The organism is Myceligenerans halotolerans, assembly GCF_054782975.1.
On record NZ_BAAGRL010000004.1, the window covers coordinates 83,109 to 95,638 of the forward strand.

The following is a 12,530-nucleotide window of genomic DNA, read 5'->3' on the forward strand; positions in this document are numbered from 1 at the left end:
GCCCTTCGGTGATGATGCGGTCGGTCAGTTGCCCTGCAGGCCACCCGTGAGGTCGTCGACCGCCTCCGTGCCGCCGCCGAGCGCGTCGGCCAGATCGTTGAAGACCGGGAGGTTCACCACGTCGCCAAGGACGGGGACATCCTCCAGGCCGCCGATGACGTCCTGCAGGCCGCCCTCCAGGCCACCGAGGGGGAGCTGGCCGATCGCGTTGCCGAGACCGCCCGGGGGTTCCTCGGCGGGGGGGTCGGGCTGGCCGCCGCCCCCGTTGCCCGGGTCGCCGCCGTTCCCGTTGTTCCCGCCGTTGCCCGGTTCATCGCCGCCGCCACCACCGTTGCCCTGGCCGTTGTTGCCGGGTTGTTCCGGCTCAGGCTGCGGGGCCGGGGCGGGCGGGTCATCCGGTGCGGGATCCGGATCGGCCGCAGGATCGGTCGGGTCGGAGGGCTCCTCCGGCGACGACCGGTCCAGCGGCGGCGGGAACTCTTCCCGGGGCTGCGTGTCCTCGGGCGGGTCGCTCGGCGGGTCGGTCTCCTCGTCCGGTTCGGCCTCGGGCTCGGGATCCTCGGCGTCGGTCGCGGGATCGGCGTCGTCGTCGGCTCCGTCTCCTGTTCCGCCGCCGCCATCGCCCGTGCCGCCTCCGTCGCCGCTCCCGCCTCCGTCATCCGATGACGCCTCTGCCTGGGTGTCGGGCGTGGTCGCCATGTAGGCCCACGCACCGCCCGCGAGAGCGAGCAGCGCCAGGACGCTCGCGGCGACCGCCATCTGCTTCGCGTCCGGCCGCTTCTTCCGGGGATTCTGCTTCCTCGCCAAGGTGGCCGCCGTGCTCACGGCCGCTCCGCCGAAGAAGATCGCGACGAGGTGCTGGCCCAGCTCGCGGAGCATCCACGAGACCTCGCGGACGTCGACGAACGCGCGCGTGCAGTCCGCGCAGGTGTCCATATGCAGTTCGAGTCGCTTCGACCGCCGGGGAAGCAGGCGGCCCTTGAGGTAGTCGTGCATCGCGGCACGTGTGGTGCGGCACTCGGGCTCGTTGACCCGGTTCGCGTGCGCGGCCGCGAAGGCGCCGGCGAGTCGTTCCTCGGCGCGGCGCAGGCGCATCGTGACCGCATGGGGACGGACCCCGAGGTCGCCGGCGATGTCGGTGACCGCCATGTCATCGACGTGCCGGTTGAAGAGCAGCTTGCGATCGTCGTCGTTGAGGTCGCTGAGGGCGTCCCGCAGCATCGCGACGTCGGCCTCGCGCTCCACGTCGAGCTCTGCCCCGGCCACGGCCGGAGTGATATCGGCGAGAGCCATGTCCTCGACGGGGACGGCGCGGCCGGCCTCGCGGGTGATCGAGTACGCCTCGTTGAGCGCGGCGCGACGCCAGTAGGCAGCCGGGTCCGCGATCTCTCCGTCGTTGTTGACGATGCGGATCATCTTCTCGAGGGCGCGGCTCGCGGCCTCGTCGGCATCGACGCCGGGGACGCGCGCGGCGACCGATCGCACCACGTTGGGGCGGTGGATGACCCAGTCATCGATCTGTACGTCAGTGGTGGTCACCGATGCTCGCCCCCTTCAGCGCGTCGACCGTCGACACCGGATACGCCCGTACATGTTCCCACCGAGGTGGTGGGTGAATGCAAGCCCCTTGGCGGGATATATGGAGGCACGTCGTATTCCTTGAGCATGTCTGGGGTCATCCTCGCTGTCGATATTGCTGTTGTTGGAATGGTTCGTGACTCATTGCCGGTGGAACGCTTCGTAGACGGCGTCGACCCCGCGCGGTCCGGTGGTCGCGTTGAGGACCGCAAGAGCGACCTCACAGGCGGCCGCACACAGATCCGAGGCTCCCCAAGCGTCCGCCAGCCGGTACAGGCTGACGGCGTCGCCATCCGAGTAGGCGCGCAGATACTGCGCACCGAGCCGGACGAGCTCGGTGTGTTCGGTGCTTGTCATGTGCCCCTGACGCTCGAGGGGGTCGAATGTCACAGCACTCCAGCCATTTTGTCGGGGAGTATTGCTTGTCTGTCTGGGTTTGGGGCGGTTCTGCCAGCTGAGTGTGCCCGACAACACAGGAACTCGCCTCCCGAGCCCGTGGTGCTGGAGTGTGATGCAGGTCACACCGGACATTGGCGAGAGTGCTGTGACATCCGGGCCGCCCGCGCGTCTTTCCACCGACGCGAAGGTTCGGACCGCGCTGGGGGCGGGCCGAGCCTGGCTCGTCGCCGGGGCCGGCGTCGATCGGAGTGTGCTGGGAGCATGCCGATCGACGCCGACTCTGCACCTCCGGCCGAGCGCCGGATCGAACTGCGCAAGGGGCGGTTCGATCCGGCGCTCGTGTCCACCCGCACCCTGCCGCGACCCCCGCGAGTTCCGTCAGGCATGAGGTTGCTTGCGGAATCACGCGGCGAAGTGAAAGCAGCCTCATGGCCACTCCCGCCGCGCACGGTCGGCCGCCCACTCTCGCCGCCCATCTCGCCGCCCACTCCCGCCGTGCGCGGTCAGCTCTGCCCGGAGAGGGAGCGCTACCTCGCGTCGCCGGCGCCGGCGCCGGCCCGCACGTCCGCGTCGCCGGACCTCGCCTCCACAGGATCGGTCGCGCCGTTGCGCTCGGCGCGCAGGGCCGCCAGCTCGGCACGGACCGCCTGGATCTCCGTCATGAGCGCGGCGTTGGAGGCGTCGTCCTCCTTGTCGTGCTCGACGAGCTCCTCCTCGAGGCTCTCCATGCCGCTCACGATGACGGCGATGAACAGGTTCAGCACCGCGAAGCTGACGACGAGGATGAAGAGCACGAAGAAGATCCAGGCCAGGGGAATCCCGTCTTCACCGCCCATCACGTCGGCCGCCATGTCGGGCCACGCCTCGCCCGTCATCACCTGGAACAGGCTGAACAGCGTGGTCCCGAGGTTCCCGAAGTGCTGTGGCGCGACCACCCCGAACAGCTCCGTCGCGATGACCGCGGACACGTACAGCACCAGCATGAGCAGCGCGCCCACCGAGCCCATGCCGGGCACGGCGGCGACCAGGCCGTTCACCACGCGCCTCATGGACGGCACGGCGTCGATCACACGGAGCGCCCGCAGGATGCGCAGCGCGCGAAGGGCCTGGAGCGGACCTGTCGCGGGAATCAGCGCGATGCTGACGACCGCCAGGTCGAACAGGCTCCACGGATCGGTGAAGAACCGTCGGCCGTGCGCGAAGATCCGCAGCGCCAGCTCGGTGACGAAGATCCACAGCATCACGTGGTCCACGACGCGGAGCGCCGCGTCGATCCCCTCGTCCGCGATCGAGGTCTCCAGGCCGAGCACGACCGCGTTGGCGATGATCACCACGAGGATCCCGCGGGTGAACCACGTCGCCTCGACAAGGTTCCGCACGTGTCCGCGAATCGCCTGCACCTGTCTCACTCCGCTTCTCTGCCGGTCATCGGTCCGTTGGCCACGCGCAGCCTAGCGTTCCGGAGGCGTCCGGCATGACCGGCCATGGTGAGATTTGTGCCTCATGCAACGAATCGCCGTACACAGTGGGCGAAAGCGGCGGTTCAGTGCCAAGGTAGGTGCCGCAACACCCACTCTCACTGGAGGACCATCACCATGGGTTTCATTCCCTTCCTCATCCTCGGTCTGCTGGCCGGCATCATCGCGCGCATCATCCTGCCGGGCAAGCAGAAGGGCGGCTTCTGGCTGACCCTGCTGCTCGGTGTCCTGGGCGCCATGCTCGGCGGCTGGCTGGGCGGCCTGATCTTCAACATCTCGTTCGACCAGTTCTGGTCGTGGCAGTCCTGGCTGTTCTCGGTCATCGGCGCCCTGATCGTCATCGGCGTGTTCGAGATGATCTTCAACCGGAAGAAGGCCTGACGGCTGCTGTCAGCGAGAACCACTGACACGGGCGAGGGCCCGGGCCTAGGTTGGTGCGCATGTCACAGTGCGTACCGAGGGTCCGGGCCCTCACCGTGTCCGCGCTCGCCACGGTCGTTCTCCTGACCGGCTGCACAGCCGCCGGCGGCGGGAACACCGACCGGCCAGGCTCCGTGCCCGACGACGTCGCCGCGGACCTCACCGTCACGCTGCGGCAGGCGCGCCTCGACTACGCGGATCGCGTGGTCGAGATCGAGGTGGCCAACACGTCCGACACCGACCTCGTCCTGCTCGGCGGCGTGCTGGAGAGCGACAGCTTCGGCCCGTCGACCGAGACCGACGCGCGACCGTTCCGTCCCGAGACCCTGGCCGTCGGTGGGCGGCGGGGCATCTACGTCCAGCTCGGCGAGCCCACGTGCCCGCACGACCCGGCCGAGGACGCCGTCGTCGGCTCCGGACTGCGTGCCGCGGTGACCGTCGCGCTCGGCAGTCGCGGCGACCACGGCGAGCCGACCACCGTCGAGGTGCCGATCTCCGACGACGGCGGCCACCTGGCCCGCAACCTGGCGCAGGACTGCGCCGCCGCCGCGGTCGCCTCCGGCGTCACGCTCACCCAGGGCGCCGGCGTGCGCACCGAGCGCCGCGCCGGCGAGACCGTCGCGGTCCTCACCCTGACCGTCCGACCGGTCGACGGCGGTCCTGACGTCCGGATCACCCGGATCGACGGCTCGACCCTCATCGACCCGGCCGACGGCGAGGCGTGGACGGGCCGAGCCCTGGCGGGTCAGGACGACGGCGTCCTCGAGCTGGCCCTCGTGCCCACGCGCTGCGACCACCACGCCGTGTCCGAGGACAAGCGCGGCACATTCCTCCCCGTGCACGCGACGGTGGCCGGCGCGGCGCAGCCCGTCGTCTACGTCCCGATGCCCGACGCCGCGAAGCGCGACCTCTTCGAGTACATCGCGGACTACTGCGACTGGCCGTGACGTCCGCGGTAGGCGTCCTCGCCGAACAGTCGGTTGGTTCGTTTCCATCGCACCGATGCAGGCACAAGCGACTGCTCGGCGGCGCGGGACGGAGCCACCTGACGGGTGGCGGAGGCCGGACGGGGCCTGGCGTCAGCCGATGATCGGGGCGCTCTCGGGCCTGCGGTAGAGCCGTTGCCGACTGCGCAGCGCGAGTGCGGTACCCAGCGTGATCGGCCCGAGGCGGCCGATGAACATCAACGGGACCAGCGCGAGCTGGTTGAACCAGGCGAGATCGGCGGTGATCCCGGTGGACAGACCTGTCGTGGTGAACGCCGAGGTGACCTCGAACAGGATCTCGGCCACGCTGATGTTCGGCGTCGTCGCGGTGATCCACAGGGTCGGCACGACGATGATCGCGACCCCGAGCAGCGCCACCGTGAGGGCTTGGCGCTGCGTGCCGAGCGCGATCCGCCGGTCGAAGACGTTGACGTCGGGCTCGCCCCGTAGCTCGGACCAGATGACGATGCCGAGCACCGCGAAGGTGGTGACCTTGATGCCACCCGCCGTGCCCGCAGACCCTGCGCCGATGAACATCAGGATGATCGTGCCGAGCCAGGTCTCGTGGTGCATCTGCGAGGTGTCCAGGGAGTTGAACCCGGCGGTGCGCGGCATCACGGCCTGCGTGAACGCCGACAGGATCTTCTCCCCGGCGTTGAGCGGGCCCATCGTCCCCGGGTTGTCCCACTCCGTGACCAGGAAGAACAGCGTCGCGCCGACGAGCAGGACGCCCGTCATCCACAGGGTGATCCGGGAGTGCGTGCTCCAGCGGCGGGGCCGGCGGCGGGCTCGCAGCGCGCGCATCACCTCGACGATCACGGGAAGGCCGATGCCACCCAGGACCACGGCGAAGCTGATCGGGAGGTTGACCCACGGATCACCGACGAAGCCGATGAGCGAGTCGCTGAACAGAGAGAACCCGGCGTTGTTGTAGGCGGAGACCGCGTGGAAGACGCCCTGCCACACGGCCGTTCCGAGCGGCATGTCGTAGGTGACGAGGAATCGCATGACGAGGACGGCAGCGCACACACCCTCCACGACGAGCGCGATCTTGATGACCCGCGTGAGCACACCCCGCACGTCGCCGAGGCCGACGCTCCGGGTCGACGCGGCCGCCACGAGACGCGAACTCAGGTCCAGTCTGCGCGTCAGCAGGATGCCGAGCAGGGAGGCCAGGGTCATCACGCCGAGCCCGCCGATCTGGATGAGCACGGCGATCACGGCCTCGCCGAAGCCGGACCAGAACACCGGCGTATCGGTGACGATCAGCCCCGTCACGCACGTCGCCGACGTCGCCGTGAACAGTGCCTCGACGAACGTCGCGCGCTCACCCTCGGCGGCGATCGGCAGCGAGAGCAGCAGCGTCCCGACGGCGATGGTGGCCAGGAAGCCGAGCGTGACCATCTGCCCGGGACGACGACGGAGCGCCGCGGCGCTGCTCACTTCCCGCGAGGGGCGGGACTCGCTGTATCGCACGAGTCACGACTCTAGTCGCGGCCGACGGCAGGTGGACGACCGACCCGGCGTGCCGCCGTCGTCCACCGGATGCCGGGCGATGCCGATGCGGGACGCCGGTGAACACGGGACGACGACGAGCGCCGCGGACCGTCAGGCAGAGGAGCCGACGGCGCCGCGGCGCTCGCGATGCAGTATGCGTGCCGGACGCGACCGCGTCAGGCCACAGGTGTCAGATGACGCGGATGAAGACGGGGTTGTTCTGCCACATCTCGGTGTAGCGGCCGGGAAGCCCGGTCTGGTACCACTCCATGACCATCCCGTTGCCCGCGTACAGGGCCACGTGCCCGGGGCTCCAGACGATGTCGCCGGGCTGCGGGTCGTAGACCTGGTAGCCGGAGTTGAGCATCGCCGAGGAGGAGTGCGGCAGCGGGATGCCGTACAGGCCGTACACGTACTGGATGAAGCCCGAGCAGTCGAAGGCGCCGGGGGTGGAACCGCCCCAGACGTACGCACCCGAGAGGTAGTTGTAGGCCGTGTTCGTGATCTGGATGTTGAGCGGCGTGGGCGGGGGCTCGGGCGCCGGGGTCACCTCGACGAGTCCCTCGACCTTGGTGCTGCCGTCGGCGGTGACGGTGGCACCCTCCACGTCGAGCTTGACGTTGTGTCCGACCGAGACCATCCCGGCCTGACCGACCGCCTGGCCGGCGGTCTCCTTGAGCGCGTCCAGGTTCAGGCCGTCCATCTTCGCGGAGGTCTTGACGTCGCTGGATGCCGGGGCGGCGTGGGAGGTCGTGGCGAAGGTCGAGACCAGGACACCGCCGGCGGCGACGGCCAGGGCACCGCGGCGAGCGGCCGTGCTCGCGTTCTCGGAGGCGGTGCGGGCAATGATCGTGAGGGGGGTTGTGGCCTTGCGGTCCGCGCGATGGCGTCCGCGCTGGGTGGCGTTGGTCACCGTTGTTCTCCTGTACCCGCCTACGAAGTGAGCTGTCGGGTTCGGGTGGGAGATGCTCACCCGGCCGAGCAGATGTGGGGGTCCTGCTCGGCTTCACCCCTAGGACGTCGGCCCTTCGGAACTCCTGCGAGTTCCGCCGGTCCACCGTCCGGAGATGGTTCCCCCGTCCCTGCCATGGTCATCCTGGGTCACGATGCGGTGGCAGGGCTCGGCGTCCGCCTCGTGACTTCACCCGTTCAGGCGAAGCGTGACTCAAGGTACACACCTTCGGCGGAAAAGTCACGAACGTGTCACGCAGAGTGGGAATCGGCGCAGGATGGCCATTTTTGCCGGAAATTTCACCCGGTTCGGCGACACCTGTCACGCCGGTTCCGCTACGGTGCGCGCCATGTCCAACGGCGCGACCGACACGGTGACCGCAACGCTCACGTCGAACGACCTCCCCGCACGGGTCTCCGGATGGTGGATCCTGCCGATCAGCGCCGTCCTCTGGTGGGCCGTCGGCTTCCTGCCATGGATCCTGCACGAGGTGTCCCAGGCCCTCGGCATCCAGTCGGCCTCGCTCGAAGAGATCGACGCGTTCACGCCGATACCGCTCGCGGCCGAGGATGCCGTCGCCTCCCTGGTCACGATGAGCGTCATCGGAGGGGTGCTGGCCGGGGCGAGCGCGCGGCTCGCGCGGCACCGCGGAGGCGGGGCCGTGGCCGCTGTGTGCGGGACGTTGCTGGCGCTCGCCGCCGCGGGCGGGGGCGCCTGGTGGCAGGTCAATGCGGCCGACGGGGCCGACGAGGCCAAGGCCGACGCCCTGCTGGCCATCGCCGTGTGCGGGACGGTCCTGGGCCTGGTGCTCGGTCTGCTGGCCGCGCTGGCCCCGGCTCCGGTGCGCGCGGCGGCGTTCGCTCTGCCGGTCGTGCTCGCCGACGGATGGTTGTGGGGGCTGCTGCCCGGGCACTCGGCCGTCCCGCAGGGGACCTGGTGGATCTTCGCGGTGGCGCTCGGCATCGCGCTCGGGCTCGGTGTGGACCGCAACCCGTTGCAGATGCTCGGCTGGCTGCCCGCGGCCGGGCTCGTGTGGGTGCTCCAGGCCGCCGGACCCGTGCTCGACGCCGTGAGCGGGTACTTCGTACCCGGGGCGGCGCCGCTGTCGATCCCCGTGGTTCTGGACGCCGCCTGGGATCCCCTGCACCGGACGACGTTCTCCGCCGACGGGCACGATCTCGGTGGCTGGGTGGTGGGCCTGCTGCTCGGTGTCGCGGTCGCCGGGCTACGGCTGACCCGGGGGGCGGACGACGACGAGGAGGACTTCGACGAGCTTCGTGCCTTCGCGCCGAGGTGACGGGCCGGCCATACGGCCCGTCACCTCGGCTCCCACTCGGCGCACCGTCTCTGCGCTGCGCGTTTCCTCTCCGGCCTACGCGCTTCGTCGCGTCAGACCACCCGGACGAAGGTCGGGTTGGCCTGCCACATGGCGCGGTAGCTCAGCGGGGTGCCGTAGCTGATGGCCTCGACCACCATGCCGTTGCCGGCGTAGATGGCGATGTGGCCGGGTGTCCAGACGAGGTCGCCCGGCCGTGCCGCAGCCGCGGACACGACCGTGCCCGAGCCGCGCAGGGCCGACGACGAGTGCGGGAGCGAGACGCCGACCTGCGCGAAGGCGTACTTGACGAGCCCGGAGCAGTCGAAGCCGCCCGGGGACTCGCCCCCGTAGACGTACGGCGTGCCGACGAACTGCATGGCGATCGACACGGCACGCGCGCCGATCGATCCGTCCCCCGCTGGGACAGCCGCCTCCGTCCCGGCCGGCTCCGGCTCGGGCTCCGGCTCCGGCTCCGGTGCCGGCTTCACCTTGACCACGGGGGTCGTGACGTCGAGACGTGCATCGGGCGCCACCCTCACTGCCGGCGCCGTGTCGATGTGGGTACGCGCGGCGTTCAGGGCCTCGAGGTCGAGTCCCGTGACGCGCTCGTAGCGGGCGTTGCCCTCAGGAGTCGCGGCCGCCGTGCTCGACAGCGTCGTCGCGATGATCCCCGATGTCGCTGCGACGAGCGCGCCCTTGCGGGCGGCGTCCGCCGCGGTCTTCGACAGTGCAGTAAGCGGGGTATTGGGAGTGTGGTCGGCGCGGTGTCGACCGCACCTGACGTTGGTACTCACCAGTGGTTCTCCGAATCGCACCTAGGGTCTCCGGGCGCCGCGTACAGCTCACTACGGCTACCCGTGGCTGCGTCGTCCTATGACGCAACGGACTTGACGCTAGGTGAAGAAATCGTGCTTGTCTCGACCAGGCATGTGGTGACGCGGAATAACTTGACAAGGTCGGCCCTGTAACTTTTCGACCGTGATCGACACGCAGGTCGGTCCGGACATTCCAGGCGAGTCTCACCGCGACACAAGGCGTTGGACGTCGCACCCGTGTCACTTTCCGGCGTGTCGCGAAGATAGGTTTCCGGTATGCACGAGGAGTCAGAAACGTCATCTTCCAGCGCCCATGTCCGACGGCGGCGGACATGGGCCGGCCGTGCCCTGATCGCAGCCCTGGCCTCGGGCGTCGTCCTCGCGGTCCTCGCGATCCTCGTGTTCCGGGGCGTGCTCTGGCCCAACCGCCTGTTCGCCGCCGGGTACGACGTGCGTGGTATCGACGTCTCGCACCACAACGGAACGATCGACTGGGAGCGGGTCGCCGGGCAGGATGTCGACTTCGCCTACATCAAGGCCACGGAGGGGTCGGGCCACGTCGACGCTCGCTTCGCCGAGAACTGGGTCGGCGCGCGGGACGCCGGCCTGCCGGCCGGTGCCTACCACTTCATGAGCTTCGAGAGCCCGGGGGAGGACCAGGCGGCGAACCTCGTGGACACGGTTCCCCCGGAGCCGGACGCGCTGGCGCCCGTCGTCGACCTGGAACCGTACGGCGAGTACATGGGCGACCTGCCGCCGGCCGACGACGTCCGCGCGATCCTCGACCCGCTGCTCGCCGAGATCGAAGAGCACTACGGGCACCCCGCGACCATCTACACCACGACCGAGGCGTACGACGCCTACCTCGCCGGACGCTACCCCGACAACCCGGTGTGGATCCGCGGCGTCGTGCTGCCGCCCCGCCTCTCGGACGGGCGGGACTGGACGATCTGGCAGTACTCGCACCGCGACCGGCTGGAGGGCGTCGGCACCGACTCCGGGGCGGAGCCGTACGTCGACATGAACGTCGTGGACGGCACCCTGGCGCAACTCGCTACGGGAGCACGTCCCTGATGTCTGCGAGGAGTGGCTTGAGCAGCGTGGTCCGGCGGGTCCGGACGACGTGCTCCGTCACGGTCGCGACGCGTTCCAGCAGCGCGAGCGAGGTGGTCAGGCGGGGGTCCGGTGCGGGCTGCGGCACGTGGTGACCGGTGTCTGACAGCGTGTGGGACCACTGCTGGGCGGCCCCGGTCAGCATGGACGCGAGGTCGTCACGCTCGACGGGGCGTGCGGACATGGCGTAGGCGATCGCGGCGCGGTGCAGCCTGTTGCGCGCCTCGCCGACTCGGCGGCCCTCGCGGGCCTTCTCGAAGAATCCACCCGCGCTCGCCCGTGCGAGCACCGGCTGCAGCTGGGGCGCCTTCTCGATGACGATCGGACGTGGATCAAGCGGCACCTCGTAGCGGAGTCCGGCGGGAACGTCGGTGCCGGACAGGGACAACTCTGGGGCGGTCGTCATGGTTCGTTCCTGTTCTCGTGCATTCCATAATGCCCGTCGACAGGGGTTTATCAAGGAGCGCGGCCGCCCGCCTGTTGACGCGCCGCCCGCATCGCGCGGCGCCGCGATCGTGCGTTGGACGCAATCGAGAGTTCGCGCAGGTAGGCGCGTTGCCGCGCCGCCAGCTCGCGCGCCGCCACCTCCCGCGCGATCCTCATGCGTCGGCGCCGGGCATGTCGTCTGCCGTGGCCGGGCGTACCTCTCGCGCGGCGGCGATGATCGTCTCGCGCAGCATGGCCAGTGCGGCGTCCACGGCGGCCTCGCACCAGACGTCGGCGGGCCGGTCCACGGCGCCGTCGGCCACGATGCGTGCGCACAGCGTCGCGAGCCCGCGGCTCGCGGCGACCTCGGGGTCGACGAACGGCACGCGGCGCCTGACCGTGTGCACGACGGCGCGACGGTGGGCGGCCCAGGAAGCGATGTCCATCAGGTTGGTTGTCATGCACCTCAGACGCACGACACGCCCGGATGTCACACCACTTCGAGAACCGGGTGAAAATCAGGATGCGGTTCTGCCGCCCGAAGTCTGGTAATACTGCGCATGTGGCACTTTTGCCACGATGTACACCAGGCGGCCGGGTGTCGGCCCGGCCTCCTGTCACCTTCGAGAACGGATACCCATGTCCCTGCGCACGCGCACCGTCGTCCCCGTCGTTCTGCTCTTCACCGTCGCCGGCCTGACGAGCTGCAGCACCAACCCGGTCACCTCGCCGCCGGCGGAGGACACCGAGCAGCCGGCGCACGGCCAGGAGGACGTGCACTGGGCCTACGGCGACGGCGACCACGACCCCGCCCACTGGGGCGAGCTCGACGACGCCTTCGCGCTGTGCGCCGACGGCTCCCGCCAGTCCCCGGTCGACCTGCCGGCCGAAGCACCGGACTCCGACGACGAGATTCACCTCGAGATCGAGGACACCGAGGGCGTGGTCGCCGACACGGGACACACGTTCCAGCTCACCGTCGGTGAGGGCGACGGCACGAGCCTCACCTACGACGACGAGGAGTACCACCTGGTCCAGATGCACTACCACGTTCCGTCCGAGCACACCGTCGAGGGCGACCCGGCCGACGTCGAGTTCCACTTCGTGCACCAGAGCGAGGACGGCGGCGTGCTCGTCCTCGGCCTGATGGCGGAAGAGGGCGAGGCGACCCCCGCCATGCAGCCGTTCATCGACGCGGTCAACGCCGGTGACGAGACCGACACGGACGAGGAGGCCGACACCGACGACGAGGGGACCGAGACGGCACTCGACCTGTCGACGATCCTCCTCGACGACTCCTCCGCCTACTCCTACGGAGGCAGCCTGACCACCCCGCCGTGCACGGAGGGCGTGCACTGGCTCGTGCTCGAGGAGCGGATCACGCTCTCGCCCGAGCAGCTCGAGGTCCTGACCGACGCCGAGGACCACAACGCGCGTCCCACCCAGCCCCTCGGGGACCGCGAGATCGAGGGCACCGACGTGACGACCGACGGCGAGTGAACGGCGAGTATGAGGCAGCGCCCACCCGCGCGACCTCCGACCTCGGAC

The 12,530-nt window shown here is 70.0% G+C and carries 13 protein-coding genes and 1 riboswitch; of the genes, 5 read left to right on the top strand and 8 right to left on the bottom strand.

What is annotated here, in order from left to right; all coding sequences use genetic code 11:
• Positions 1-24: 24 nt before the first annotated feature.
• The 3 genes from ACYVK5_RS01340 to ACYVK5_RS01350 all read right to left on the bottom strand — a co-directional run bounded on the left by ACYVK5_RS01340 (position 25) and on the right by ACYVK5_RS01350 (position 3,377).
• Positions 25-1,539, bottom strand: a complete 1,515-nt coding sequence (locus ACYVK5_RS01340; protein WP_460701488.1) for a zf-HC2 domain-containing protein — start codon at positions 1,537-1,539, stop codon at positions 25-27.
• A 180-nt stretch (positions 1,540-1,719) separates the two neighbouring features.
• The gene (locus ACYVK5_RS01345) at positions 1,720-1,935 is read right to left on the bottom strand and encodes a hypothetical protein (protein ID WP_460701489.1); all 216 of its coding nucleotides are present in this window, start codon (positions 1,933-1,935) and stop codon (positions 1,720-1,722) included.
• Between the two features lie 569 nt (positions 1,936-2,504).
• Positions 2,505-3,377, bottom strand: coding sequence for an ion transporter (locus tag ACYVK5_RS01350; protein WP_460701490.1), 873 nt, complete (start codon positions 3,375-3,377; stop codon positions 2,505-2,507).
• Between the two features lie 195 nt (positions 3,378-3,572).
• Between ACYVK5_RS01350 and ACYVK5_RS01355 the strand changes: the two genes are divergently transcribed.
• Together ACYVK5_RS01355 and ACYVK5_RS01360 are read left to right on the top strand one after the other, a co-directional pair.
• A complete protein-coding gene (locus tag ACYVK5_RS01355) occupies positions 3,573-3,836 on the top strand; it encodes a GlsB/YeaQ/YmgE family stress response membrane protein (protein ID WP_460701491.1) in 264 nt (87 codons plus the stop codon).
• A 59-nt stretch (positions 3,837-3,895) separates the two neighbouring features.
• The gene (locus ACYVK5_RS01360; RefSeq protein WP_460701492.1) at positions 3,896-4,822 is read left to right on the top strand and encodes a hypothetical protein; all 927 of its coding nucleotides are present in this window, start codon (positions 3,896-3,898) and stop codon (positions 4,820-4,822) included.
• A gap of 132 nt (positions 4,823-4,954) precedes the next feature.
• Here ACYVK5_RS01360 and ACYVK5_RS01365 read toward each other — a convergent pair whose 3' ends face one another.
• A complete protein-coding gene (locus tag ACYVK5_RS01365) occupies positions 4,955-6,337 on the bottom strand; it encodes a TrkH family potassium uptake protein (RefSeq protein ID WP_460701493.1) in 1,383 nt (460 codons plus the stop codon).
• 211 nt (positions 6,338-6,548) lie between these two features.
• Entirely contained in the window at positions 6,549-7,271 is a 723-nt protein-coding gene (locus ACYVK5_RS01370) for a C40 family peptidase (RefSeq protein WP_460701494.1), read from the bottom strand.
• 2 nt (positions 7,272-7,273) lie between these two features.
• A riboswitch (cyclic di-AMP (ydaO/yuaA leader) is annotated at positions 7,274-7,482 on the bottom strand.
• A 177-nt stretch (positions 7,483-7,659) separates the two neighbouring features.
• Here ACYVK5_RS01370 and ACYVK5_RS01375 point away from each other — a divergent pair.
• Positions 7,660-8,607: a hypothetical protein gene (locus ACYVK5_RS01375; protein ID WP_460701495.1), complete on the top strand. Its 948-nt coding sequence runs from the start codon at positions 7,660-7,662 to the stop codon at positions 8,605-8,607.
• Positions 8,608-8,699: 92 nt separating this feature from the next.
• On the opposite strand, the gene ACYVK5_RS01380 is transcribed toward ACYVK5_RS01375, so the two are convergent.
• The gene (locus ACYVK5_RS01380; RefSeq protein ID WP_460701496.1) at positions 8,700-9,422 is read right to left on the bottom strand and encodes a C40 family peptidase; all 723 of its coding nucleotides are present in this window, start codon (positions 9,420-9,422) and stop codon (positions 8,700-8,702) included.
• A gap of 297 nt (positions 9,423-9,719) precedes the next feature.
• Here ACYVK5_RS01380 and ACYVK5_RS01385 point away from each other — a divergent pair, with 297 nt between their 5' ends.
• A complete protein-coding gene (locus ACYVK5_RS01385; RefSeq protein WP_460701497.1) occupies positions 9,720-10,517 on the top strand; it encodes a GH25 family lysozyme in 798 nt (265 codons plus the stop codon).
• Here the strand turns inward: ACYVK5_RS01385 and ACYVK5_RS01390 are convergent.
• Positions 10,498-10,962, bottom strand: a complete 465-nt coding sequence (locus tag ACYVK5_RS01390) for a hypothetical protein (RefSeq protein ID WP_460701498.1) — start codon at positions 10,960-10,962, stop codon at positions 10,498-10,500. The genes ACYVK5_RS01385 and ACYVK5_RS01390 overlap by 20 nt on opposite strands.
• A gap of 193 nt (positions 10,963-11,155) precedes the next feature.
• Positions 11,156-11,443 (bottom strand): hypothetical protein, encoded by a 288-nt coding sequence (locus ACYVK5_RS01395; protein WP_460701499.1) that lies wholly within the window; start codon positions 11,441-11,443, stop codon positions 11,156-11,158.
• 178 nt (positions 11,444-11,621) lie between these two features.
• Between ACYVK5_RS01395 and ACYVK5_RS01400 the strand changes: the two genes are divergently transcribed.
• A complete protein-coding gene (locus ACYVK5_RS01400; RefSeq protein WP_460701500.1) occupies positions 11,622-12,482 on the top strand; it encodes a carbonic anhydrase in 861 nt (286 codons plus the stop codon).
• The last annotated feature ends 48 nt before the right edge of the window (positions 12,483-12,530 follow it).

Bases quoted from the DNA above. Each gene is read 5' to 3' on its own strand.
- ACYVK5_RS01355 (WP_460701491.1), top strand. From the start codon at position 3,573: ATGGGTTTCATTCCCTTCCTCATCCTCGGTCTGCTGGCCGGCATCATC.
- ACYVK5_RS01400 (WP_460701500.1), top strand. From the start codon at position 11,622: ATGTCCCTGCGCACGCGCACCGTCGTCCCCGTCGTTCTGCTCTTCACC.
- ACYVK5_RS01360 (WP_460701492.1), top strand. From the start codon at position 3,896: ATGTCACAGTGCGTACCGAGGGTCCGGGCCCTCACCGTGTCCGCGCTC.
- ACYVK5_RS01345 (WP_460701489.1), bottom strand. From the start codon at position 1,935: ATGACAAGCACCGAACACACCGAGCTCGTCCGGCTCGGTGCGCAGTAT.
- ACYVK5_RS01385 (WP_460701497.1), top strand. From the start codon at position 9,720: ATGCACGAGGAGTCAGAAACGTCATCTTCCAGCGCCCATGTCCGACGG.
- ACYVK5_RS01390 (WP_460701498.1), bottom strand. From the start codon at position 10,962: ATGACGACCGCCCCAGAGTTGTCCCTGTCCGGCACCGACGTTCCCGCC.
- ACYVK5_RS01395 (WP_460701499.1), bottom strand. From the start codon at position 11,443: ATGACAACCAACCTGATGGACATCGCTTCCTGGGCCGCCCACCGTCGC.
- ACYVK5_RS01375 (WP_460701495.1), top strand. From the start codon at position 7,660: ATGTCCAACGGCGCGACCGACACGGTGACCGCAACGCTCACGTCGAAC.